The 23274-nt window shown below is 38.0% G+C and carries 26 protein-coding genes; 19 read left to right on the forward strand and 7 right to left on the reverse strand.

The genetic code is table 11. The annotated features are described in order from the left end of the window. Positions 1-3 precede the first annotated feature (3 nt). From ACTJKN_RS06400 to ACTJKN_RS06410, 3 genes are read left to right on the forward strand one after another with little or no spacing between them, the layout of a single operon-like run. Positions 4-1173, forward strand: coding sequence for a 3-dehydroquinate synthase (locus ACTJKN_RS06400; RefSeq protein ID WP_440824066.1), 1170 nt, complete (start codon positions 4-6; stop codon positions 1171-1173). Between the two features lie 3 nt (positions 1174-1176). After that, positions 1177-2388, forward strand: coding sequence for a metabolite traffic protein EboE (gene eboE, locus ACTJKN_RS06405; protein WP_440823518.1), 1212 nt, complete (start codon positions 1177-1179; stop codon positions 2386-2388). A gap of 3 nt (positions 2389-2391) precedes the next feature. After that, entirely contained in the window at positions 2392-3741 is a 1350-nt protein-coding gene (locus tag ACTJKN_RS06410; protein WP_440823519.1) for an alkaline phosphatase family protein, read from the forward strand. Between the two features lie 126 nt (positions 3742-3867). On the opposite strand, the gene ACTJKN_RS06415 is transcribed toward ACTJKN_RS06410, so the two are convergent. From ACTJKN_RS06415 to ACTJKN_RS06425, 3 genes are all read right to left on the reverse strand, one after another. After that, positions 3868-4263: a hypothetical protein gene (locus tag ACTJKN_RS06415; protein ID WP_440823520.1), complete on the reverse strand. Its 396-nt coding sequence runs from the start codon at positions 4261-4263 to the stop codon at positions 3868-3870. Positions 4264-4327: 64 nt separating this feature from the next. Further along, complete coding sequence (locus ACTJKN_RS06420; RefSeq protein ID WP_440823521.1) at positions 4328-5251, reverse strand: helix-turn-helix domain-containing protein; 924 nt, start codon at positions 5249-5251, stop codon at positions 4328-4330. Between the two features lie 66 nt (positions 5252-5317). Beyond that, positions 5318-6178: an SDR family NAD(P)-dependent oxidoreductase gene (locus ACTJKN_RS06425; RefSeq protein ID WP_440823522.1), complete on the reverse strand. Its 861-nt coding sequence runs from the start codon at positions 6176-6178 to the stop codon at positions 5318-5320. Positions 6179-6553: 375 nt separating this feature from the next. Between ACTJKN_RS06425 and ACTJKN_RS06430 the strand changes: the two genes are divergently transcribed. The 4 genes from ACTJKN_RS06430 to ACTJKN_RS06445 are packed head-to-tail and all read left to right on the forward strand — an operon-like array spanning position 6554 to position 8995. Then, entirely contained in the window at positions 6554-7138 is a 585-nt protein-coding gene (locus ACTJKN_RS06430) for a TetR/AcrR family transcriptional regulator (protein WP_440823523.1), read from the forward strand. A gap of 48 nt (positions 7139-7186) precedes the next feature. Next, positions 7187-7651, forward strand: coding sequence for a hypothetical protein (locus tag ACTJKN_RS06435; protein ID WP_440823524.1), 465 nt, complete (start codon positions 7187-7189; stop codon positions 7649-7651). Between the two features lie 15 nt (positions 7652-7666). Next, positions 7667-8002: a DUF3817 domain-containing protein gene (locus ACTJKN_RS06440; protein ID WP_440823525.1), complete on the forward strand. Its 336-nt coding sequence runs from the start codon at positions 7667-7669 to the stop codon at positions 8000-8002. A 9-nt stretch (positions 8003-8011) separates the two neighbouring features. Continuing rightward, positions 8012-8995 (forward strand): hypothetical protein, encoded by a 984-nt coding sequence (locus tag ACTJKN_RS06445; protein WP_440823526.1) that lies wholly within the window; start codon positions 8012-8014, stop codon positions 8993-8995. Positions 8996-9563: 568 nt separating this feature from the next. On the opposite strand, the gene ACTJKN_RS06450 is transcribed toward ACTJKN_RS06445, so the two are convergent. The 3 genes from ACTJKN_RS06450 to fucP all read right to left on the reverse strand — a co-directional run bounded on the left by ACTJKN_RS06450 (position 9564) and on the right by fucP (position 13632). Then, positions 9564-10346: an SDR family oxidoreductase gene (locus tag ACTJKN_RS06450; protein ID WP_440823527.1), complete on the reverse strand. Its 783-nt coding sequence runs from the start codon at positions 10344-10346 to the stop codon at positions 9564-9566. A gap of 154 nt (positions 10347-10500) precedes the next feature. Continuing rightward, positions 10501-12138, reverse strand: a complete 1638-nt coding sequence (locus tag ACTJKN_RS06455) for a UxaA family hydrolase (RefSeq protein WP_440823528.1) — start codon at positions 12136-12138, stop codon at positions 10501-10503. 183 nt (positions 12139-12321) lie between these two features. After that, complete coding sequence (gene fucP / locus ACTJKN_RS06460) at positions 12322-13632, reverse strand: L-fucose:H+ symporter permease (RefSeq protein ID WP_440823529.1); 1311 nt, start codon at positions 13630-13632, stop codon at positions 12322-12324. 176 nt (positions 13633-13808) lie between these two features. On the opposite strand from fucP, the gene ACTJKN_RS06465 reads away from it, so the two are divergent. Together ACTJKN_RS06465 and ACTJKN_RS06470 are read left to right on the forward strand one after the other, a co-directional pair. Further along, positions 13809-14678, forward strand: coding sequence for an AraC family transcriptional regulator (locus ACTJKN_RS06465; protein ID WP_440823530.1), 870 nt, complete (start codon positions 13809-13811; stop codon positions 14676-14678). A gap of 219 nt (positions 14679-14897) precedes the next feature. Beyond that, positions 14898-15110: a hypothetical protein gene (locus ACTJKN_RS06470; protein WP_440823531.1), complete on the forward strand. Its 213-nt coding sequence runs from the start codon at positions 14898-14900 to the stop codon at positions 15108-15110. A gap of 398 nt (positions 15111-15508) precedes the next feature. Here ACTJKN_RS06470 and ACTJKN_RS06475 read toward each other — a convergent pair whose 3' ends face one another. Further along, positions 15509-16468, reverse strand: a complete 960-nt coding sequence (locus ACTJKN_RS06475; RefSeq protein WP_440823532.1) for a GlxA family transcriptional regulator — start codon at positions 16466-16468, stop codon at positions 15509-15511. Positions 16469-16602: 134 nt separating this feature from the next. Here ACTJKN_RS06475 and ACTJKN_RS06480 point away from each other — a divergent pair, with 134 nt between their 5' ends. From ACTJKN_RS06480 to ACTJKN_RS06525, 10 genes are all read left to right on the forward strand, one after another. Beyond that, positions 16603-17097, forward strand: coding sequence for a DinB family protein (locus tag ACTJKN_RS06480; RefSeq protein ID WP_440823533.1), 495 nt, complete (start codon positions 16603-16605; stop codon positions 17095-17097). 3 nt (positions 17098-17100) lie between these two features. Then, the gene (locus ACTJKN_RS06485) at positions 17101-17607 is read left to right on the forward strand and encodes a DinB family protein (protein WP_440823534.1); all 507 of its coding nucleotides are present in this window, start codon (positions 17101-17103) and stop codon (positions 17605-17607) included. A gap of 15 nt (positions 17608-17622) precedes the next feature. Continuing rightward, positions 17623-18042, forward strand: a complete 420-nt coding sequence (locus tag ACTJKN_RS06490) for a hypothetical protein (RefSeq protein ID WP_440823535.1) — start codon at positions 17623-17625, stop codon at positions 18040-18042. Next, positions 18032-18421: a DUF1801 domain-containing protein gene (locus tag ACTJKN_RS06495; protein WP_440823536.1), complete on the forward strand. Its 390-nt coding sequence runs from the start codon at positions 18032-18034 to the stop codon at positions 18419-18421. Before ACTJKN_RS06490 ends, ACTJKN_RS06495 begins: the two co-directional genes overlap by 11 nt. 323 nt (positions 18422-18744) lie before the next feature. Beyond that, complete coding sequence (locus ACTJKN_RS06500) at positions 18745-19122, forward strand: DoxX family protein (protein WP_440823537.1); 378 nt, start codon at positions 18745-18747, stop codon at positions 19120-19122. A gap of 99 nt (positions 19123-19221) precedes the next feature. Then, positions 19222-19653 carry a DUF2147 domain-containing protein gene (locus ACTJKN_RS06505; RefSeq protein WP_440823538.1) on the forward strand — a complete coding sequence of 144 codons (432 nt, stop codon included), beginning with the start codon at positions 19222-19224 and terminating at the stop codon, positions 19651-19653. A 7-nt stretch (positions 19654-19660) separates the two neighbouring features. Next, positions 19661-20680 carry a WD40/YVTN/BNR-like repeat-containing protein gene (locus tag ACTJKN_RS06510; protein WP_440823539.1) on the forward strand — a complete coding sequence of 340 codons (1020 nt, stop codon included), beginning with the start codon at positions 19661-19663 and terminating at the stop codon, positions 20678-20680. A 155-nt stretch (positions 20681-20835) separates the two neighbouring features. Beyond that, positions 20836-21654 (forward strand): TerC family protein, encoded by an 819-nt coding sequence (locus ACTJKN_RS06515; protein ID WP_440823540.1) that lies wholly within the window; start codon positions 20836-20838, stop codon positions 21652-21654. Between the two features lie 91 nt (positions 21655-21745). Further along, positions 21746-22450: an HAD family hydrolase gene (locus ACTJKN_RS06520; RefSeq protein ID WP_440823541.1), complete on the forward strand. Its 705-nt coding sequence runs from the start codon at positions 21746-21748 to the stop codon at positions 22448-22450. Then, positions 22437-23273, forward strand: coding sequence for a phosphoribosyltransferase family protein (locus ACTJKN_RS06525; protein ID WP_440823542.1), 837 nt, complete (start codon positions 22437-22439; stop codon positions 23271-23273). Before ACTJKN_RS06520 ends, ACTJKN_RS06525 begins: the two co-directional genes overlap by 14 nt. Position 23274: the final 1 nt, after the last annotated feature.

Here is a 23274-nt window from a genome sequence, read left to right on the forward strand (position 1 = left end):
CAAATTGATATGGAACATTTACATCAATCCTTTACGGTACAATATAATTATAATGTTTTCTTTACTTCATCGCTTTTTTTGCCAGAAAACGAACTGTTGAACAGTTTTTTAGTTAACTTAAATCCAGCTGTTGCAGTAAAGAAGATCTTGTTTGTAATAGATGAAGGTGTAGCAAATGCACATAAAGAACTTAATACCCAGATTAAAACCTATTTCTCAAAGTACCCTCAAACGCAGCTGGTTCAGGATATTCTGATCATCCCAGGGGGAGAACAGGTAAAAAACGATACCAGATATTTTGATCAGGTATTGGAAGCCATCAATATTCATGGTATCGACAGGCATTCTTTTGTTGCTGCCATTGGTGGTGGCGCTGTACTCGATATGGTGGGCTATGCGGCAACGGTCGCGCACCGGGGTATTAAACACATCAGGATTCCAAGCACTGTGCTTTCGCAGAACGATTCGGGTGTTGGCGTGAAAAACGGAATTAATTATTTCAATAAAAAAAACTTTTTGGGCACCTTTTCGCCACCTGTTGCAGTTTTTAACGATGATGTGTTTTTAAGCACTTTATCTGATCGCGATTGGCGCTCAGGTATTGCCGAAGCCATTAAAGTGGCACTGATTAAAGACCGCGGTTTTTTTGAGTGGCTGGAAGCAAATGCCACGGCGCTTGCACAGCGGGATCTAACGGCCATGAACTATCAGATCTGGAAATGCGCAAAACTGCACATGGAGCATATCCGCAGTGCCGATCCTTTTGAAAACGGTTCGGCCCGTCCGTTGGATTTTGGCCATTGGAGCGCCCATAAACTAGAATATCTGACTAATTTTGAAGTGAGGCATGGTGAGGCCGTTGCCATGGGGATTGCCTTAGATGCTGTATATTCAAATTTATCGGGCAGGATCAGCAATGAAGATGCACAAAGGGTAATCACCCTGATTCAACAACTTGGTTTCGAATTAACGCATCCTTTGTTGCAGGTTACCGAAGGTAATAGCCCAATTTTGCAGGGATTGGAAGAATTTAGAGAGCATCTTGGCGGAGCGCTGACCATCACCTTACTTACAGGCCTGGGTAGTGGAGAGGAAGTTCACGAAATTGATGCCGGCATTTTAAAACAAGCTGCCGAAATCTTAACTAACCAAACTGCTATTATTCAACATTAAGCTATGAAATTAACTTCCGGACATTTAACTTTCTGTACCAATATTTATGCAGGCGAAAACTGGATGGCACATTTTGCCGTGTTGAAAGATAGTTTTCCGGTATTGAAGGCGCAATTGTCGCCAGAAGCACCTATGGGTATAGGTTTGCGCCTTTCCAATCTCGCCAGTATCGAATTGTTGCAAGAAAATCACCTGGAAACATTTAAACAGTGGCTTGAGCAGGAAGGTGGATACGTTTTTACCATGAATGGATTTCCATATGGCGGTTTTCATCATACCAGGGTTAAAGATCAGGTACATGCACCCGATTGGACGACGAGAGATCGCGTTGAATATACACTCCGTTTAGCCGAAATTCTTTCGCTGTTACTCCCCGAGGGTATGGACGGCGGTATTTCAACTTCGCCATTAAGCTACAAACCTTGGTTTAAGGCTGCTTTGGAAAGAGAAAAAGCAACAGTTACTGCCAGCACACATATTTTGGAAGTTGCAGAAGGTTTAGCAAAAATACATAAAAAAACAGATAAAATTATCCACCTTGATATCGAACCGGAACCTGATGGTTTTCTCGAATCAGGTCCCGAATTTATAAACTGGTTTGAAAACGAACTTTTACCAATTGGAAAAACCTATTTTTCGGATCGACCGGGTTTAAACGCCAATGATGCAGAAAACCTGATCAAAATGCATATCCGTTTGTGTTATGATGTTTGTCATTTCGCAATTGGTTACGAACCTCATATAGCCATCATCGATGAACTGCAGGAGAAAGGCATTCAGATTGGAAAAATCCAGATCAGTGCCGCATTAAAAGCTAAAATACCTTCATCTGTTTCGGAAAGAACAGCCGTATTGGATCAATTAGGCCGTTTTGATGAACCTACTTACCTCCACCAGGTAATTGCACGAAAAAATGATGGTTCGCTGTTGCGTTATCCTGACCTTGCTGATGCATTGTCGGAGGGAAAAAATCCTGAAGTAGAAGAGTGGCGTGCACATTTTCATGTACCCATTTTTGTTGAAGATATGGGGTTGATCCAATCTACACAATCGGATATTACCGAGGTATTGAACTTGCAAAAAAGTAAGCCTTTTACCGCGCATTTAGAAGTAGAAACCTATACCTGGGAAGTTTTACCAACAGCTTTAAAAGCCCCTTTGAACGATTCAATTATCAGGGAACTGGCTTGGGTTAAAAATTTATTAGAAAAATAGAACATGCATAAAACCGTTGTTATCGATATCGTAGCTTTATCTGCTTCCGTAATTGGGACGCATACGCCATTTCTTCAGCAATATATTGCAGAGAACCATTTAACTACCATAGAACCATTATTGCCGGCAGTTACAACGGCTGTGCAATCGAGTTATCTCACTGGTAAATATCCTTCAGAGAATGGTATTGTGGGCAATGGATGGTACGATCATGCTGATGCTGAAATTAAATTCTGGAAACAGTCTAACAAACTGGTAAATGCGGAGAAAATATGGGATCAGGCTAAAAAAGAAGATCCGAATTTTACCTGTGCCAATATGTTCTGGTGGTACAACATGTATTCAACAGCCGATTTTTCGGTAACGCCACGTCCGAATTACCTTGCCGATGGCCGTAAATTGCCGGACTGTTATTCGCAGCCTGCCGAATTACGCGACCATTTACAGGCTAAACTGGGGCAATTCCCCTTGTTTCAGTTCTGGGGCCCTGGCGCAAATATTAAATCAACAAAATGGATTGCAGATGCTTCGATGGAAACTGAAAAGCTGCACAATCCTACGCTTACCTTAATTTATTTACCCCATTTAGACTATTGCCTGCAAAAGTTTGGCCCTGAAGTAGAAAAAATCAGTGCAGAGCTGAAAGAAATCGATCAGGTGGTAGAAGAATTGGTACGTTTTTACGAAAGCAGGGGTGCGCGCATCATTTTACTTTCCGAATATGGCATTGCACCTGTAAATAAGCCAATCCATCTTAACCGTTTGTTCAGGGAAAACGGTCTGATCCAGATCCGTGAAGAAAGAGGGCTGGAATTGCTTGATCCGGGTGCTTCGAAAGCATTTGTCGTGGCCGACCACCAGGTAGCACATGTTTATATCAACGATAAAAGTGTAACCGATCAGGTAAAAGCCTTATTGAAAAATGTACCTGATATCGAATTGATGCTTGATCAGGCGGAACAGGAGAAACACCACATTAACCACGAACGTTCTGGCGATCTGGTTCTTACCGCGAAAGAAAACAGTTGGTTTACCTATTATTTCTGGCTGGATGATGCCAAAGCACCGGATTATGCAAGGGTGGTTGATATCCATAAAAAGCCGGGCTATGATCCTGTAGAAATGTTTATGACCTCTAAATTAAGGGCAGGCTATAAACTTTTAAGGAAAAAGGCTGGGTTTCGGTATGTAATGGACGTAATTCCACTCGATGCTACACTGGTGAAAGGATCGCATGGTAGCATTAATGTAGCTGATCAATTTAAACCTGTTCTGGTTACCTCAAAAGCGATGGATAAAACCCTTCATGCACCGGATGTTTATCAGGTGATTTGGGATAGTTTAACTGTTTAAAAAGAATGATGTTCTGCTGATCTGATGGCTATCGAATCAGCAGGATGATCGCATTTAAGAAGGATCTTGTTGCGTTCGTGTTTAAATAAATTAATATTTTTAAGAGCCGTAGCTACAAGATAATTATTATTCCCTTACGAAACGGTATCCACAACCCTCAATACAGGGAGGGTTAAGTTGAAACGATTTTGCCGAAACTTTGTAATAATAAGTCAACGGCATTTTGTAAGTGTTGCTGTAAACCTCCATTTTTACACTGTCCAAAATCCTGAATGAAAATAAATCCGGAAGGGCATCGCCTTCGAATTTACCGGCTTTATCTGCCGATTTGCTTAGAATAAGATATTTGGCCTGGCCGCTTACCTTTTTATATCTGCCACTTCCATCACCGGGGTCCTGCATCATTTCGATGAGTTTCCACTTACCATAAACTTCACCGGGCCCATCATTATCTTTATCGGTTTTTTTGCATGATACATACAAAAGGCATGCTATAGCCAGAAGGAGTAATATCTTTTTCATAAAGCTTTAATTTATAGCTTATACGGTACTGAACTCAAAAACGCTACTTAAGAATTGTCTTTTGTTAATTAAACATTTTTCTAAATGCCAATGGTGAAACTTTGGTTTTTGCCTTGAAGAGTTTGTTAAAAGATTGCGAATGTTCAAAGCCCAGTTCGTAAGCTACTTCGCTCACCGATAAACTGGTGCCCGATAGTTTTTCCTTTGCTTTCTCGATCAGTTTTTGATGGATATGCTGTTGTGCGTTCTGTCCTGTTAGCGAACGGAGCAGATCGCTTAAATAACTTGGCGAAATGTTTAAATGATCGGAAAGATACTGCACAGTTGGTATACCCTTTAGTATTGGCATTCGATCATTAAAATAAGCTTCCAATAATTCTTCCAATTTTTGCAAAAGATCGTTGTTAAGTACCTTGCGTGTAATAAACTGGCGTTTGTAAAAACGGTTGCTGTAATTCAACAGCAATTCGATCTGTGTAATGATCACATCCTGACTAAAATCGTCAATTCTGCTGTTCAATTCTTCTTCAATACTCTTAAAAATAGCAATAATGGTTGCCTTTTCCTTCTCTGATAAGTGCAATGCTTCGTTAGCCGAATAAGAAAAGAAACCATAACTTTTGACTTTTTTGGCGATAGGGTACGACAATAAAAAATCAGGATGGATCAATAAGGTATATAATGAGCAAACACTTGATTCTAAATCCCGCTCGTGACCGATAATCTGGTTAGGAGCAGCAAACAACAAACCACCCTCATCAAAATCATAATAACTCTGCCCGTATTTTAGCCTGCCGCTTAATTTTGGTTTGTAAGAGATTTTATAAAAGTTAAGGATGTGCGAATTTGGCTGTCCGCTCATTTCAACCGGGTGATTTTCATTATTGATCAGGCTGATAAGCGGATGTTTTGGTTGTGGCAGTCCCATTATCCGGTGCGCTTCCGATAAGGAATTGAATTTATAAGGGCTGTTATCTTCCTTTTTCATATTGATATGATACAAATATAACCGATAAGCTTTATTTATCGGTTATAGGTAAGGTTTTCTATTTAATTACCCTTGTGCAGCGTTCGATATTGATTCCCATTCTTCCCAAGTGGCCATCCTTTCTGCATAAGCAGTACGTACCCAAGGCAAGTTATGGCTGCCGAGAAAGAAACGTAAAGGTGGATTCTCTGTATCAACAATTTTAAAAATAGCATCTGGTGTAGCCTCCGGATTACCTCTTTCCATATGCTGTAATCCTTCAAAAAACTGAGCTTTAAAGTCGGTATATATTTCCATACCATCAGCGAACTTTAGAGAAGCCTGACTCCCAAATTCAGTGGCATAGGCACCGGGTTCGATAATGGTTACTTTGATCCCAAAAGATTTTACCTCTGCTGCCAGGCTTTCGTGGATGGCCTCAAATGCCCATTTAGATGAACTATAATAACCGATAACGGGTAAAACAACATGGCCAAGGTTGCTCGAAGTACCTAAAATGTGTCCGTATTTTTGTTTGCGTAATATCGGCAGGGCGGCTTGTATAACAGCCACTGTTCCAAAAATGTTGGTATCGTACATGGCCTTAACCTGGTCAATGGTGGCTTCTTCAATAGTGCCAACAAGCGAATAACCTGCATTATTTAACACAATATCCAATCTTCCAAAATGCTTGTGGGCCTGTTGAACGGTTTTTTCTACCTGATCATAATTGGTCACATCCAGTTCCAGTGTCAATACATTTTCTTTGTATTTTTCCTGAAGGTCGGCAATGCTGGAGAGCGTCCGTGCTGTTGCAGCTACCTTATCGCCACGTTCCAGCGCGGCAGTTGCCCACACACGCCCAAATCCACGCGACGCACCTGTAATAAACCAAACCTTATTGCCTGTTGAGGTATTTGTACCTTGATTTTCTTGTTGATGTTCCATAATTATTATTTAAATAAATGATGGATCAAATATGGGCAAGGTCAGCGTGTTGTTTGTAGCCTAATCAGGTACTTTTGTAGCCAAAATGAGAAAATAAAGATGGCACTAGTTCACCGGAATTTTAAAACAGCCAAATGAATATAAAACTCAGCATCAGGGTAAAAAAGAAAATTTGAAATATGCGGTAAAAACAGGGAATTTTCTTTCTTGGGCACTATAATGGATTAAATTTTCCTGAAGTTATAGTATGGATTTTCGTTTTTCTGTTGATCCCGGTTATGCCGTTTTACGTTTTTCATTTTTAAAATATGACATATCAATTAAATTCTTAAATCCCAATCATGCTATCTTTGCCAACATACCAATTAGTATGTTATGTCTAAGGCAGCCGATACCCGGATGATGATTTTACAGAAATCTTTCGAACTGATTTACCGGAAGGGCTACCAGTCGACCAGTATTGATGAAATTATTGCCACCACACAAGTAACGAAAGGGGCCTTTTATTATCATTTTAAAACTAAAGATGATATGGGACTAAGCCTGATCAATGAACTGCTTTACCCTGGAATGTATAATGTAATGATTAAGCCTTTGGAAGAAGGGAAGGATCCCGTAAAGGATATTTACAAGGTAGTGGAAAACCTGCTGAACGATTTTGTTTTTTTTAATCCTGATTATGGCTGCCCGGCCATTAACCTGATCGAAGAGATGTCGCCGATGAATCCTGCATTTAAAAAAGCACTTTCTAAATTGGTCAAACAGTGGCAAAATGCAATTGTAGCTACACTTAATAAGGGGAAAACAACCCAAATTTTAGCAGGTACTTTTGTGCCGGAAGAAGTGGCTATGGTAGTGATTTCAGGCTATGGCGGAGTGAGAAATATCGGCAAAGCTTTAGGGAAATCGAGTTACGAAACCTACTTAAAAGGGCTTAAAAGCTATTTAACAAATCTTTAATTTTTTTTATACCATAACATACTAATTAGTATGTTTAATTTTTTCATTATGCACCAGACTCTTTTAGGCCTACATTCAATTACCCGCTGGCTTGTACTTTTATCATTGCTTTACAGCATTTACATTGCTGCAAGGGGCCGTTTGCAGCATCTTCAATTTACGGCTCATGCCAATTTTATCCGGCATACTACGGCCACCGTTTCCCAGGTTCAGCTCTTGCTTGGATTAAGTTTGTACATGATCAGTCCGGTGGTGAAGTATGCCATGGCTGAAAGCGATACCAGCCATTTGGTTTCCGAACATGTATTTTTTAAGTATATCCATATCTGGCTTATGGCAACATCAGTGGTGTTGATTACGCTTGGGTCGGCAAAGGCAAAAAGGATGGAAACCGATACTCAAAAATTTTCGACCATGCTATTTTGGTTTTGCCTGGCCCTTTTGGTCATACTTATCGCAATTCCATGGCCATTTTCGCCCCTTGCCAGCCGTCCATTTTTAAGATCATTTTAAAATTATCGAATCATTATGTTAAATCTGTTAAAAACCCCGATCGGAAGATTAAGGATTATCGGTTTCCTGGAAGGGACCTCATTATTGGTATTGGTATTTGTTGCGGTACCGCTAAAATACATCATGCACAGGCCCGAACTGGTAAAACTGACTGGACCAATCCACGGGCTACTTTTTTGTCTTTTTGTTTTTATTACTTTCAGTGTAGGTGTAGCTTATAAATGGGTATTTTCGAAAATAACCTGGAAAGTGCTTTTGGCCTGCATTATTCCTTTTGGTACTTTTTACATTGATAAATATATCCTGATCCCACAATCGCTCATGCATGAAGGAGAAGATAACCTGAGATAATGGTATCGCATGAAATATAAAAAATACAGCATCATTATTGCTATTTTGGTTTGCCCGATTGTTTATGTATGGTCGTGTAACAGTTCGGGGAGGAGGAACGTTGATAATGGAATCAGTTTCAAAACTAAACTCTCCTCTTACCGGCTTTTTAAAGGAAAAATGGCTGAGCTTAAACCGAATGAGGGTGTAGAAATGTTTGAGCTTGCATCTACACTTTTTACGGATTATGCAGAAAAGCAACGGCTGATTAAATTACCGGAGGGAAAACAAATAGTGTTAAATGGGGAGGGTTTGCCCATTTTCCCTGAAGGAACTATGATTGCCAAAACCTTTTATTATTCAAAAGTTGCTAAAAAAGGTAGGGAGATTATAGAAACACGTTTACTGATCCTGCATCAATCAAAATGGAACGTGGCTACTTTCCGCTGGAATGTTTCACAAAATGAAGCAGATCTGATTGCTGATGGTGCAGATGTTCCGATTGATTTTACGGACTTGGATGGTGAAAGGAGAAAAATTTCCTATCATATTCCCACCAAACAGGAATGTGCCAGTTGCCATAGGCAAAACGACCTAATCATTCCAATTGGGCCGAAAGCAAGAAATCTGAATTTCAGTGTTAAAAGGCGTGAAGAAAATATTAACCAGTTAAGTTACCTGATGAAAAGAGGTGTGATAAAAAATATTAAAATCCATTCTTTAACCCACCTTCCGAATTATCACGATACCTCTTTGCCTGTTCAGCAAAGGGCAAGAGCTTATATGGATATTAATTGTGCGCACTGTCATCAAGCAGGAGGGTTTGCTGGGAATACCACATTAAACCTCGATTACAGAACGGATTTAGAACATACCGGAATCAAATTTAATAAAAGCAATATTATTATCAGAACAAACCAGATGAGCGAATTTCATATGCCTAAATTAGGAACAACTGTTATTGATAAGGACGGGGTGGCGTTGATCAAAAATTATATTAGTGGGCTTAAGTAGCTAAGTTTTTTTAACCGAAAAGTAACCTTCGTTGCACTCCGCTCGAAATGACGTTATTTTATAGATAGTTATCATCCATCTTACATTTTTCATCATCCATGCCTGCATATATTTTTTCGGTATGATCGATAAAAATACAATGGGTAAACAAAATTTAAAAGCCCGGCAATTTAGGGTTGTTCCGCTATTCCAATCTTCGGTATCCAATAAAAGTAACCATCTCATCTTAAAATGGGATTAAAATGGGAGGACTATTATTTCTGGATATTTGATCTTTCTTATTATTTCTGCTGATCTAATTTTTCTAAGATGACTGTTTGGAAGAGCGAAAAAGAAAGTGATTTGTGTGTCCACAGATCACTTTAAACTTATTTTATGTTTCGGTCTGTGAGGACACAGACCGAGGAGTTGATTGATTAAAAGATTTCCGTGATTCCCAACTTGATTGGAAACCACAGAGAGCTCATCGAAGATGATCTTAATGCGCCAAAATACTGAACGCTTTAAGATTTCCGCCTGCGCGGGAATGACGTGTCTTGTTGAGTTGAGGACAAATAGTTACAATAGTTTACAAAAGCGCCCTGTCCAAGTGTACATAACCACCATCCACATGGATCAGTTGGCCTGTAGTGTGGCTCGATTTATCTGATAATAAGAATACAGCCATGCTGGCAATTTCATCCACGCTGGTCATTCTGTTTTCGAAAGGGATTTTATCAGTAATGTTCTTCAATTTTTCGTCACGGTCTTCGAAAGAGTTGATCCATTTTTCATATAACGGCGTCCAGGCTTCGGCAACAATAATCGCATTAACGCGGATACTAAACGGCAATAGTTCTACTGCCCATTCGCGTGTTAAGGCGTTTCTGGCACCATTCGATGCAGCATAACCCGAAGTTCCACCTTGTCCGGTTTCTGCAGTTTTACTACCGATATTTAAAATCGAACCCTTGCTCTGTTTAAGTGCGGGTAGGGCATGTTTAGCCAAAAGGTAATAATGGACCACGTTTTTATGCAGCGATTCCATGAAACCTTCATAAGTTCCATTTTCGAGGCCAACACCATCATTGACACCAGCATTGTTCACCAAACCATCTATTCTGCCGTATTTGGTCAGTATTGCATCAACAATGGTTTTACAGTTTTCAGGTGCGGTGAGTTCTGCAGTAAAATAATCTGCTTTTAAGCCTAAATCTGTTATTTCCTGAAGCATTTTCAGGTTATCGTTTTCATTACGGCCGATAATGATGGGAAAAGCATTTTCAAATGCCAATGCTTTAACAATTGCCGCGCCAATACCTTTTGCTCCACCACTTACCAGGATTATTTTGCCGTCTAAATTTAAATTCATATTTGGTTGTATTTTTTTGTTTTTTACCACAGAGGACGCAGCGTTTTCACAGAGAACGCAGAGGTTCTTTAGCCTTGCTTATATAGATTTCTCTCCCAAAAATCGGGATTGCGCTTCAGTCGAAATGACGGATCGACTATCCATCTTCCATGGGCTAAAGGCTTACACCTCTTTTCCAGGGGATAAAATCATCCTGATTAAGTTGTACCGCTTTAGGAATTTCTTCGCCGCTGGCTACCTTAATACAGTATTCCAATATATCTTCGCCCATTTCGTTAATGGTTTTTTCGCCATTAATTACTGCTCCTGTGTCGATATCGATGATATCACTCATGCGTTTGGCCAGGATCGAATTGGTAGCTACTTTAATAGTTGGGCAAACCGGATTTCCTGTTGGCGTGCCTAAACCGGTGGTGAATAAAATTAAGGTTGCTCCGGCAGCAGCTTTACCTGTGGTTGCCTCTACATCATTCCCTGGGGTACATACCAGGCTTAAGCCAGGTTTAGTAGCGGGTTCGGTATAATCTAAAACATCTACAACAGGAGAGGAACCGGCTTTGCGTGCAGCACCGGCCGACTTAATCGCATCGGTGATTAAACCGTCTTTAATATTGCCTGGAGAAGGATTCATGTAAAAGCCAGAACCAACTTTATGTGCCAGATCATCATATTCGGTCATTAAGCGGATAAACTTTTCGGCAGTTGGCTGATCAACAGATCTATCGATCATTTCCTGCTCTACACCACAAAGTTCGGGGAACTCGGCCAATAAAACCTTGGCGCCTAAGGCCACCAATAAATCAGCACAATAACCAACAGCTGGATTGGCTGAGATACCGCTAAAACCATCACTACCACCACATTTTACACCCACACACATTTTGCTTAACAGGGCGGCTGCACGTTCTTGTTTATTAATGAACATCAGTCCTTCAAAAGTACTGCGGATTGAATTTTGGATCAATTGCTCTTCGCTTTGCGCTTTTTGCTGCTCGAAAATTAAAAGTGGTTTATCAAAATCAGGATCAAGTGCAAACAGGTCGCGTTTAAAGTCTTCAACCTGCAAATGCTGGCAACCTAAACTTAAAACCGTTATACCGGCCACATTGGGATGATGGGCATAAGCCGCCAATAATTTGCTTAAAGTATCGGCATCCTGACGTGTTCCGCCACAACCCCCATTATGTGTGAGGAACTTAATTCCATCTACATTTTTAAAGGTACGGCTGGCTTTGTATACGTTAGGTTCAAAAGTAATATGATTAATGTCTTCACCCTTTTCAAAGGCCTGAACCAGTTTGTGGGTATAAGATTTATATTTATCATCTACCGCATAACCCAACTCGCTATAAAGTGATTCTTTAATAATATCCAGATTTCTGTTTTCGCAAAATACAGTCGGGATAAACAGCCAATAGTTAGCGGTGCCCACTGCACCATTTTTACGGTGATAACCATTAAAACTGCGGTTGGCATATTTACTTACATCAGGCGCTTCCCATTTGTAATTAACATTGCGATAGGCAAATGGCTCTGCAGCATGTTTGGTGTTCTCTACATTCATCCGCGTACCAGCCTTTACATCAAACTGTACTTTTCCAACCAAAACGCCGTACATCATTACCTCATCGCCTGCTTTCATATCCTGCATAAAAAATTTATGCTTGGCAGGGATTTCATCAACAGTAACGTAAGTATTCCCCTCATGCACTACTTTGGTATCTTTGGGTAAATCTTGTAACGCAACCAAAACATTATCAGCATTGTTAATCTTGATGACTAATTTTTTCATCTATTATAATTCTGTTTTTATTGTATGAATACATCAATTATTAACTCATCTCCTTATTATTACCACAACTAATCCTGATTTTACTGGGGATAAAAAGATGCACACAGATATAGAATCCGTGTTTATCTGTGCACATCTGTGGTAAAAAATAAAAAAACTAACTGATGATTGCTCATTGTAATATTATACTTCTAAACTAATTTCTTTTTCAATGTGATTGGGTTTCCATCCTTTCCAGCCGAAGTAGAAAACCACTAAAAAGCATATAAATGGCACTAAATACCCATATTGTATATTGTGTGTGGCATCCGATATCAAACCTAATATCGGCGGTAAAAAGGCACCACCAACAATAGACATCACAATTAACGATGAGCCCAGTTTTGTATCTTTACCCAAACCTGCTATACCCAATGAAAATATGGTAGGAAACATGATCGACATAAAGAAAGAGACACCGATTAAAGCATAAACGGTAATCATGCCGCTTGCAAAAATAGATACAAGGGTAAGTAGAGCACTAATTAATGCATAAAGCATTAATAGTTTGTGGGCAGCTACGTATCTCATGAAGAAAGTTCCAGCGAAGCGGCCAACCATAAAAGCTAAACCTGCGGCGCCCGAATACCATGCTGCCTGATCCTGGCTGATATTTGCTGAAGAAGTGACGAAACTGATAAACAAACTCAATACGCAAACCTGTGCACCTACATAAAAAAACTGCCCAATAATTGCCCAGCGCAAATGGCTATGGCTCAACACATGCCCAAAACTGCTTTTTTCTTTGGCGTTTTCTTCTTCCTTAATATCAGGTAGTTTGGTGAAAATAAATAGAATGGCCACTACAATAATCAGGATACCCAAAATTAGATAAGGCGCTTTTACTGTTGATGCCTCTTCGAGCATATAAGCCTGTTTTTCTAAAGGCAACATTTTCGCTAATTGAACATCGGTATATTTTACTTCGGTAAAAATAAATTTACCGCCAAGTATTGGCGCTAAAAATGCAGCTAAACCATTAAAAGACTGAGAGAAGTTTAAACGCTGTGTAGCTGTTTCTGGTGGCCCCAGGACAGTAACATAAGGATTTGCCGCTGTTTCCAGGAAGGTTAAACCACAGGCGATAATAAAAAGTGCACCTAAGAAAAATATATATTGGGCAGTATTGGCCGCGGGTATAAATAATAAACAGCCAATGGCGAATAAAACAAGACCCAATATAATACCGCTTTTATACCCATACTTGCGCATAATGTAGCCTGCTGGTAATGCCAATAAAAAATAGGCGATAAAAACCGAAGAATCGACCAAGGTAGATTCGAAAACGTTTAGTTGAAAAGCTTTGCGTAAATGCGGAATTAATACAGGATCGAGATTGTGAACAAAGCCCCAAAAGAAAAACAGACTTGTGACTAAAATTAATGGAAATAAATATCCCTTACCGTTTTTTGGTGTATCGGATACCTGAAAGTTCGTTGATGGAGTGTGGCTCATGTTTTGTTTAGTTATAATGGTTTAAGCAGGTTCTTTTTGGTTAGTTGTTGTATTACAAATTAAACCCTTAAGCATTAATAAAAATTTAACTTTATGATCTAATTATTAAATGATATTATCTCGATTTTCTAATATGCAAAATAATTTTGCATATTAGATTGATTTTTTAAGATTTTATGAAACCGCATTTACTTAATGTATCTACTAATTCGGTAGATTCTTTTAGCGCTCGGCGAGACATTATGCCCGATATAAATAATCGTTGGCATTACCACGCTGCATTAGAATTGATCTACGTTAAAAAAGGCAGAGGAACGCAGTTTATTGGCGATAGCATTAAAAATTTTAAGGATGGCGATGTTGTTCTGCTCGGAAGCAATTTGCCACATTACTGGCGCTTTGACCCAGAGTTTTTTGATGAATTAGGTGGGGAAACAGTTGAAGTTTATGCGATCCATTTTAAGGAAGATTTTTTAGGCAAGGATTTTCTCGACCTTCCCGAAAACCAGGAGCTGAAAAAAGTGTTGCTGCAATCGCGGCAGGGAATTCAGTTGCAGGGAACCTCAAAAGAGAAAATAGCTTGTTTAATGCCACAGATTATTGAGGCAACAGGCACCATGAGGATTATAAAAATACTGGAGGTATTAACTGAAATAGCCAATTGCGAAGAGAAAAACATTTTGGTTTCGCTAGGTTTTAAGCCAAATTTTTTGGAGAATGAAAAAGATAGGATTCAATCTATTTATAATTATACCATCAGCAATTACAAAAATAAAATAGAACTAAAGGAAATTGCTGCGGTAGCTAAAATTAGCCCCAATTCTTTCTGTAAATTCTTTAAAACTAAAAGTAGAAAAACCTATACGCAGTTTCTGAACGAAATTAGGGTAGGCCAGGCCTGTAAATTATTGATCGAAAATGATTTAACTGTTAAAGAAATCTGCTACGACTGCGGTTTTTATAATTTTACCAGTTTCCATAAATATTTTAGAGAAATAACAGGTAAAACCCCGTTGAAATATCAACAAGCCTTTTCTAAGCAGTAGTTATAGCCGATGAAGTCTTTTTTTTAAATATGACTTCCTAATTCTACAATATTTGCCGTTTTATTTAAGTTTTTCTGCTTAGTTTTGTTTAAACCAAATATGAATAGCTGAAGTTTTAACGACTTTTATCTTTTATCGATTTTAAAATACAAGAATGTTGAAACTAATTTTTGATTTATAGGTTTATAGCTTAAGTTTGTATTTCTAACTGAATATTTTATGAGCAATATCTCTAATCCGAAACCGGTGAAAAATGGCGATAGGATGGACAATGACCATAATAACCTTAATGAGTCTTACAGCCCTGGTTCAAAACATAAATTTGAAGGATGGCCGATTTTATGGATATTGATCGCTATATTTTTAATCTCTGCAGTTTTATGGTATACAGGAGCCGCTCCTTACTTAATTAAGTGGATCGCCAATAAATAAAATAGATGCTTTTAGAGCGGTCAGTTTGGCCATAACATTTCATCGTCTTTCTGTGAGAAAGCTCAATGTATTGGCTTAAAGGGAGACGTTAATTTTGATGACGGGAAAAGAACTGATTAAAATTTTTCATCATCGCTGGGAATCTGCTCAGCGGAGAAATAACAGTACAACATAAATCCAAAAGAAATAATATAAAATACCGCTGTGATTAAAAGGAATGTGCTCATATAAATAGTTATTTGGTTAGTGTAATTATAACGTTAAGTTATCTTAAATTATATAGGGTGGTGCATTTATTTTATACTAATTATTAACATAATTAATTTTAATGTTGAAAACTATTTATTTAGTTGATGTGTGACGTCGATCTGCTATTCCGCTGTTCATCAGTGATCTGCTTATCTCGCCTGAAATTTATCGCGGTATTGAGTCGGCGTCATTCCGACTGATTTTCTGAACACTTTCCTGAATGCTTTGGGATCATTATAGCCAGAGTTATAAATTACCTCCGTCATTTGCTGGGCAGTTTGCTCTAATAACTTTTTAGCTGCTTCGATACGGGTTTGTTGAAGATACTCTATAGGGGTAATACCAATTACCTGTTTAAAGCGGCGCACAATATTTCTTCTACTGGAAGGAATATCTTTAATCATCTCTTCGATGGTAGCCACATCCTGATAATTGTTTTCAATTTTTTCCTGGGCAGAGGCAACAATATCATCATTGTGGTGACGGATGGGTTGAAAGGTGCTAAAGTACAATTGGTTTACACGGTCCATATCGATTGCAAAAATCTTTGCTACCTTAACAGCCATATCTTTTCCACAATGAAGCTGTAAAAGGTGCAGCAATAAATGGAAAGTAGAGGTGGCTCCGCCACTTGTAAATAATTTTCCATCCTGTGTTACCGTTTTATCAGCCTTTAAATGAACCAGGGGGAATGCCTTAGAAAAGGCCGAGCAGGCATCAACATGTGTGGTAGCTGCTTTACCATCCAGCAATCCAGATGCTGCAAGTAAAAATGCCCCAGTACAAAAAGTAGCAATTTCTGCACCTGCCGCATGTTGTTTGTTTAACCAGGGAATATAGCTTCGGTTTGCTGCGAGAGCATCTTTAATATCGTTGGTTGCAAATGATGGCACTAAAATGAGATCAAGATGTGCAGCTTTCTGTAAGGGCACACAAGGATGCTCACTAAAGTTATAATTTTTATCCTCCAATGTAATCAAACTAATGTTAAATGGCGTTTCGAGTTCATCTTTCCGATAAAATCCATTAACAGTATCAAATACATCCAAAATAGCCGCTATGCTTAATAATCTGAAATTTTGGGGCAGTAAAACACCTACTTGTATCATTTGGTTAAAAATTTAAGTATCTAAATATATAAAAATTGTCTGAAATGCCCCTTAAGATTGACTTTTACGGCAACGATGTTCGGCTAAATTAACAACTAACTTTATTTTAAGTTAATCAGCTAATTAGTAAACATATGAAAACCACCCCAACAAGTAGCAGAATGTACGGCTTTATAGTGCTGTACGAAATGCAAACAGATTTTTTAATAAGGGCTTTAGATGGGATAGACCAAAAGGACGCACAGAAAAGATTGGATACGAAAGCAAACCATATTGCCTGGATTACCGGGAGTGTGGTGCATGGCCGCTATTTTCTGGCCAAATCATTCGGTATCGATCTTCCATCCATAACCGATGAACTTTTTGCCGATAACAAAGGAATTGTGGATGATGCCACTTATCCATTGCTTGAAGATTTTATTAAAGATTGGGCAGCAATTTCTCCAAAGTTACAGGAGGCTTTAACCCAAGCTACCGACGAGAAACTGGAGGAGAAACTCAGTATCCCCGGAATGGAGATCACGCTGTTTGAAATGATCAGCTTCAACAGTTATCGGGAAGCCAGTTGCATCGGGCAGATTGCCCTATGGCGCAGGTTATTAAACTATCCTGGAATGAATTATATGTAAACTATGGAAAAGATAATTAGAGAAGCCAGCGAAACGCTGTCGGCGTTAGAAAACACTTTATCGAAATTCGATACTGCGCAAATTAATGCAGTACCATTTAAGGGAAGCTGGACAGCCGGACAACTGGCTGAACATATGATTTTATCAAATTCGGGCTTTCTACAGGTTATAAATGGCCCTGTAACCGAAACAGATAAGCCGGCCGATTTCATGGTAGAACAAATCAGGAACGACTTTTTAAATTTCAATGTGAAGTACGATTCGCCTAAAGAGATTTACCCTGAAGACAGGACATATAAGCAACCTGAATTATTAAACAGCTTAAAACAGATCAGGGATGGGATTTCAGCTTCTATAGCTGACCTGGATTTAACGAAGACCTGCAGCTCCTATGAATTGCCAGGTTATGGTTTTCTAACCCGCTTAGAGGCTGTTTATTTTGTAATTTATCATACGCAACGACACGTACACCAGTTAAATAAAATTTATAGCGAGCTGGATAGCAATTGATTTTTAATTAAATTTATGAGAAACAACAGGTTTAATCTACTAAATCCCTATATCGGCAAATGGAAAACAGAAGGTTTAACAAAATCAGGTGATATAATCACTGGAACTGATACCTACGAGTGGGTTGACGGTGGTTTTTTCTTAATGCATCAGGTAGATATCATGTTTGGTGATAAAAAGATCCGATCGTTAGAAATTACCCACTATGATGATATGGAGGATATTTTTAGGTCGCAATCGTTCGATAATGAAGGTAATATTTCAATATCAACCCTTAAAATTTACGATGATATCATTTTAATATTTGCCGATACTGAAAGATTTAAAGGGAATTTCAAAGCCCATACCATTGAAGGGGCATGGGAACAATTTGATGGTAAAAACTGGGCACCATGGATGGATATCAAATTAACAAAACTTGCAGATGAGCAGTAAGGCGCGCGAGCAGAAAGCCGATCAGGTTGATGATTACATGGAAAAACTCGAGCATCCTTTTAAACAGGAAGTCGAGCGGTTACGAAGTATTATGCTGAATGCAAATCCTAAACTGCAGGAAAGAGTAAAGTGGAATTCACCAAGTTTTTTTTATATAAAAGATCTGGCTGCTTTTAATCTTAGGGCTAAAGGATATGTACAGATCATTTTTATTTTTTACGATGGAAATATGATTGAAGATCCATCTTTACTACAAGGCAATTGGAAAGATAGGCGCGAAGCAAGGTTTTACAGTATGGTCGATATTGAAGCAAAACAACCTGCGCTGGAGCAGTTGGTGAATAATTGGGTTAAACTAATAGAGCCAAATAATAATTAACAAATAGATGTTAGTCGGGAGTCCTTAGTCCACAGTCTTGAGTCAATAATTTATTCTGCAGGTGCCTTTGTTGTAAATTGCAGGTGCTCTGTTATTAAGTATCAGCGTCTTGTTGTAAACTGTAGGTGCTTTATTATAAAATGGTCAATAGCTTATTGTTAATGGACTAAGAGTATTAACCATAAAACCATCAACCAAAACAGATTAAGTTATTATACACCAATGTACCAATGCCCGATGTACCAATGACTAATGAACAAATGCCCAATGAACTATAATTAACTTTTATTATTTTTAAACTTAGAAACCAAAATCAAAACACTATGAAAATTGCAGTTATTATTGTACGCGTGCTTTTAGCCGCTATGTATCTTTTTGCTTCTGTAAGCTATTTTCTTAATATAATGCCTAAGGCTCCGGAAATGACAGCGGCACAAACCAGCTTTATGACTGGCATGATGGCATCTGTATACCTTTTTCCATTGATCAAAATAACCGAACTGGTTGGTGGTATACTATTGCTTATCGCACGTACGGCACCTTTAGGCGCATTGATCATTTTCCCGGTTACCTTAAACATTTTTCTTTACCATGCATTTTTAGGTCCGAAAGATTTACCTATGGTTGCCGCAATGCTGCTGTTTAATTTATTCCTGTTTTATGCTTATCGTGCAAAGTATTTGCCGATCTTTTCAAAGTAAATTTTACCGTTTTTAAAAAATCTCATACTTTTTCTCCTTATTTAGTGTTTCGATATAAGGTGTAATTATTATCTTTAGAAACTAACTAGAATAAAAAATATGAGAAAGTTACCATTTTTAATGCTGCTTTTTATTGCAGTATCATTTTCTGCCTTTGCACAGAACAAAGATGCTATTGTAGGCAAATGGCTTAATCCATCGGGCGAAGGGCAAATAGAAATTTATAAAAAAGGCGATAAATATTATGGGAAACTAGCCTGGATGAAGGAACCTAATTTAAATGGTAAACCTAAATTAGATGCCAAAAACCCTGATGAAAAATTACAGAAACGCGCTTTATTGAATCTGGAAATATTAAAGGATTTTGTTTACGATGATGGTAAGTGGAATGATGGAACAATTTACGATCCAAAAAGTGGCAAAACATACAGCTGTAACATGTCTTTAAAAAGTAACGATGTGTTAAACATTCGTGGTTATGTAGGTATTTCTCTTTTAGGGCGATCGGAAACTTTTAGACGGGTAAAATAATTTATAGATGAAGAAAATTTTATGGTGCCTTTTAATGGCACCTTTTTTTTGCGCTGCGCAGTCGTATTCCTTTAAACCCTTAAACGAGAATACCAAAACCAGTTTACGTGGGTTAAGTGTTGTATCAGATCGGGTTATCTGGGTAAGTGGCAGTAATGGATCGGTAGGTAAAACAACTGATGGTGGTATAACCTGGAAATGGTTAAAACCAAAAGGTTACGAAAAAATCGATTTCAGAGATATTGAAGCTTTCGACGATAAGCAGGCCATTATAGTGGGCATAGCATCACCGGCATACATTCTGAAAACCGTAGATGGTGGTGAAACCTGGACAGAAAATTATAAAAATGTAGATTCAGCTATATTTTTAGATGGGCTAAGTTTCTGGGATAAAAATAAAGGAATCATTTTTGGTGATCCCATAAATGATAAAATGCAGTTGCTTAAAACTGTAGACGCAGGTAAAAGCTGGCAAGATATTTCAGCAAATCTAAAAGCCAATTTGGCTAAAGGTGAAGCGAGTTTTGCAGCAAGTGGCACAACCATTAAAACATTACCTGGTGGCAAAACCTGGATTGCATCAGGTGGAACGGTATCTAACATTTACTTTTCTCTGGATTATGGACAAAACTGGCAAGTATTTAAATGCCCCATTTTACAGGGCGAAAATAGTACAGGTCCTTTCTCCATCGATTTTTTGAACGAAAAAATAGGTGTAACTGTTGGCGGAAACTATGTAAAAGATAAAGAAAATATCAATAATATTCTTTTAACGAACGATGGAGGCAGAACCTGGCAAAAGCCAGCTACCCCGGTTTTAGGCTTCCGATCAGCTGTAATCTATATTAATGCTAAAACCTTAGTTGCTACAGGTACTTCAGGAACAGATATTTCTACTGATGGCGGCCAAAACTGGAAACATATTTCTGATAAAAGTTTTAATGCTGTTCAAAAAGCCAAAAAAGGTAAGCAGATTGTTTTGGCGGGAGAGAAAGGTAATATCTATCAATTGGAGATCAGCAAATAAAATTTCAATCGTACTACGTAACAGTTTTATTGATTAAGTATCTAATCAGTAAAACGATTCAACAAATAAAAAAGATTGAAGCATCGGGATTGATAAAATTTTGTTTCTTTGCTGTCAACTAAAACTTTAATTTAAAACATACACACACTCGCTCAATGGATTTTTTGCACACAATTTTAGGTGACGATATACAGGCCGGACTATTAATTATTTTGAATTTAATTGTGATCGAAAGTTTGCTTTCTGTAGACAATGCTGCTGTTTTGGCTACTATGGTAATGGATCTGCCAAAATCGCAAAGGGAAAAAGCATTAAAATATGGTATTATTGGTGCTTACGTTTTTAGAGGGATCTGTTTGTTCCTGGCTGCATGGTTGGTTAAAATCTGGTGGCTAAAACCACTTGGTGGTTTATACCTGTTGTACCTGGCTTTCGATTATTTTAGAAAAAAGAATAACAAAGGCAAGGAAGACGAAGAAGAGGAAGTAGACAAAAGCAAAAGCTGGATTTATAAATCTACTGTTGGCTTAATGGGGAATTTTTGGGCAACTGTTGCTTTGGTAGAAGTAATGGATCTGGCCTTTTCTATAGATAATGTTTTTGCTGCTGTGGCTTTTACCGATCATATCTGGTTAATCTATATTGGTGTTTTTATCGGGATTTTGGCCATGCGTTTTGTAGCACAGGCATTTGTGAAACTGATGGAGAAATTTACCTTTTTAGAAACGATAGCATTCATCGTAATTGCTGTTTTAGGAATTAAACTTACCTCATCGTTAGTAACGCATTTCTATCCTGAATCGCCTATTTCTCATGCTATCGAAGGTGAAAAAACAGATCTTTTTGTCTCTATTTTTACGGTAGCCATTTTCATTATACCAGTATTAACATCCTTATTATTTAACTATCCCAAAAAACACAAAAGCGATATCATCATTTCGGACGATGCCGAAAAAGTATTGGATAAATCTTAAATTATAAGGCTTATCTGTGATAAATCTTACAATTAAACCTTGGTAATATTACAATCAAATTTGTAATATTAGAATTTATAAACAGATTGCAATGGCTTTTTACAAACATTACTCATTCGATCTTTGGTTAACGTTGATTAAATCAAATCCAGCGTATAAACAGGAGCGGACCCAATATTTTTACCATAAATTTAATACTAAGCATAAAAATTTAGCAGAAATTGCTGTTATTTTTCGCCAGGTAGATTTAATGGTAAATGCCATTAATGAGCGGACAGGGAAAAATGTAGATGCTGATGAAATGTATTTAATGATTATCAGTATGATCAATGATTACGATTTCAATTTTCACGATGTGGATCTGCAGGAGATTGATCACGACATGGAACAGCTGGTTTTTGCCCACATGCCTTTGTTGTATAGCGATAGTTCTTTAACCGTATTGGAACAGCTTAAATCAACAGGTTTAAGTTCGACCAATATTTTAAGCAATACTGGTTTTATAAAAGGGAAAACCTTAAAAAAAGTAATCAATCATTTGGGGATCGATCAGTTTATCGATTTTCAACTGTATTCTGATGAAGTAAGGATGTCTAAACCCAATACCGGATTTTTTCAGTTGATGTTAGATACCATCGATAGGGAAAAACATCCGGAATTAATGCTAAAAGATGTAATCCATGTTGGTGATAACCCGCATGCTGATGTTCGTGGGGCAGAAGCAATGGGAATTAACAGTATGCTCATCAATTCTAACCACCTATCTATCTCAAACCTACTCTATGATACCGTATAATTTCTCACTCCATAAAATAGACAATACAGTCGATTTTGGCTTTAGTGCCGACGATTACAGTCGCTTTAAGTTTGGCGATGACCTGGTGGCCCGATCTTTCGGAAAAGACCTTGCCGATGGCTTTATCCGCTATTATTTAGCTGATAATGTGATTACCGATCAGATTGTGGTTATCTCTAGCCCTTATAGTTTTATTCCGACGGCCACCTTCGCCATGAAAAATTATTTCGTTTGCCAGCTTAACCGTTGGCTGGTCGAAAATGGTGGTTTGGCGGTACAGGAAACCAAAGTGCACAGAACCATTACCTATAAAGAAGATTATGGCGAGTTAAGTGCCGAAGAAAGACTTTTATTGATTGGAAACGATTCATTTCATATCGATAAAGATTTTCTCGCCGGTAAAACACTTTTATTTCTGGATGATATCAGAATTACCGGAAGCCATGAGCGGATGATCTTAAAAATGGCTAAGGAATACGGTTTAAAGAACGAAATGCATATGCTTTATTTCGCCGAACTGGTCAATAAAAATATCCATCCCAATGTAGAGAATTTTCTGAATTACCATCAGATAAAATCTATTTTTGATCTGGAAGAAATTATCGATAGCGGCAATTTTAGGTTTAATACCCGTATTGTAAAATACATTTTAAATACTACTTCGAGCAGTTTTAATCTGTTTTTAGAACGTAGAAGTACCGATTTTATCAATCAGCTTTACGATCTATCCCTGGGGAATAACTACCATACTATAGAAGCGTATGCTAAAAATTTACATCTTATAAAAGACTATATCAAAAACAACAATTATAAATTAATTTAAA

The sequence above is a fragment of the Pedobacter sp. 22163 genome (assembly GCF_052045595.1).
GTDB lineage: Bacteria > Bacteroidota > Bacteroidia > Sphingobacteriales > Sphingobacteriaceae > Pedobacter.

Bases quoted from the DNA above. Each gene is read 5' to 3' on its own strand.
- eboE (WP_440823518.1), top strand. From the start codon at position 1,177: ATGAAATTAACTTCCGGACATTTAACTTTCTGTACCAATATTTATGCA.
- ACTJKN_RS06410 (WP_440823519.1), top strand. From the start codon at position 2,392: ATGCATAAAACCGTTGTTATCGATATCGTAGCTTTATCTGCTTCCGTA.
- ACTJKN_RS06415 (WP_440823520.1), bottom strand. From the start codon at position 4,263: ATGAAAAAGATATTACTCCTTCTGGCTATAGCATGCCTTTTGTATGTA.
- ACTJKN_RS06420 (WP_440823521.1), bottom strand. From the start codon at position 5,251: ATGAAAAAGGAAGATAACAGCCCTTATAAATTCAATTCCTTATCGGAA.
- ACTJKN_RS06425 (WP_440823522.1), bottom strand. From the start codon at position 6,178: ATGGAACATCAACAAGAAAATCAAGGTACAAATACCTCAACAGGCAAT.
- ACTJKN_RS06430 (WP_440823523.1), top strand. From the start codon at position 6,554: ATGTCTAAGGCAGCCGATACCCGGATGATGATTTTACAGAAATCTTTC.
- ACTJKN_RS06435 (WP_440823524.1), top strand. From the start codon at position 7,187: ATGCACCAGACTCTTTTAGGCCTACATTCAATTACCCGCTGGCTTGTA.
- ACTJKN_RS06440 (WP_440823525.1), top strand. From the start codon at position 7,667: ATGTTAAATCTGTTAAAAACCCCGATCGGAAGATTAAGGATTATCGGT.
- ACTJKN_RS06445 (WP_440823526.1), top strand. From the start codon at position 8,012: ATGAAATATAAAAAATACAGCATCATTATTGCTATTTTGGTTTGCCCG.
- ACTJKN_RS06450 (WP_440823527.1), bottom strand. From the start codon at position 10,346: ATGAATTTAAATTTAGACGGCAAAATAATCCTGGTAAGTGGTGGAGCA.
- ACTJKN_RS06455 (WP_440823528.1), bottom strand. From the start codon at position 12,138: ATGAAAAAATTAGTCATCAAGATTAACAATGCTGATAATGTTTTGGTT.
- fucP (WP_440823529.1), bottom strand. From the start codon at position 13,632: ATGAGCCACACTCCATCAACGAACTTTCAGGTATCCGATACACCAAAA.
- ACTJKN_RS06465 (WP_440823530.1), top strand. From the start codon at position 13,809: ATGAAACCGCATTTACTTAATGTATCTACTAATTCGGTAGATTCTTTT.
- ACTJKN_RS06470 (WP_440823531.1), top strand. From the start codon at position 14,898: ATGAGCAATATCTCTAATCCGAAACCGGTGAAAAATGGCGATAGGATG.
- ACTJKN_RS06475 (WP_440823532.1), bottom strand. From the start codon at position 16,468: ATGATACAAGTAGGTGTTTTACTGCCCCAAAATTTCAGATTATTAAGC.
- ACTJKN_RS06480 (WP_440823533.1), top strand. From the start codon at position 16,603: ATGAAAACCACCCCAACAAGTAGCAGAATGTACGGCTTTATAGTGCTG.
- ACTJKN_RS06485 (WP_440823534.1), top strand. From the start codon at position 17,101: ATGGAAAAGATAATTAGAGAAGCCAGCGAAACGCTGTCGGCGTTAGAA.
- ACTJKN_RS06490 (WP_440823535.1), top strand. From the start codon at position 17,623: ATGAGAAACAACAGGTTTAATCTACTAAATCCCTATATCGGCAAATGG.
- ACTJKN_RS06495 (WP_440823536.1), top strand. From the start codon at position 18,032: ATGAGCAGTAAGGCGCGCGAGCAGAAAGCCGATCAGGTTGATGATTAC.
- ACTJKN_RS06500 (WP_440823537.1), top strand. From the start codon at position 18,745: ATGAAAATTGCAGTTATTATTGTACGCGTGCTTTTAGCCGCTATGTAT.
- ACTJKN_RS06505 (WP_440823538.1), top strand. From the start codon at position 19,222: ATGAGAAAGTTACCATTTTTAATGCTGCTTTTTATTGCAGTATCATTT.
- ACTJKN_RS06510 (WP_440823539.1), top strand. From the start codon at position 19,661: ATGAAGAAAATTTTATGGTGCCTTTTAATGGCACCTTTTTTTTGCGCT.
- ACTJKN_RS06515 (WP_440823540.1), top strand. From the start codon at position 20,836: ATGGATTTTTTGCACACAATTTTAGGTGACGATATACAGGCCGGACTA.
- ACTJKN_RS06520 (WP_440823541.1), top strand. From the start codon at position 21,746: ATGGCTTTTTACAAACATTACTCATTCGATCTTTGGTTAACGTTGATT.
- ACTJKN_RS06525 (WP_440823542.1), top strand. From the start codon at position 22,437: ATGATACCGTATAATTTCTCACTCCATAAAATAGACAATACAGTCGAT.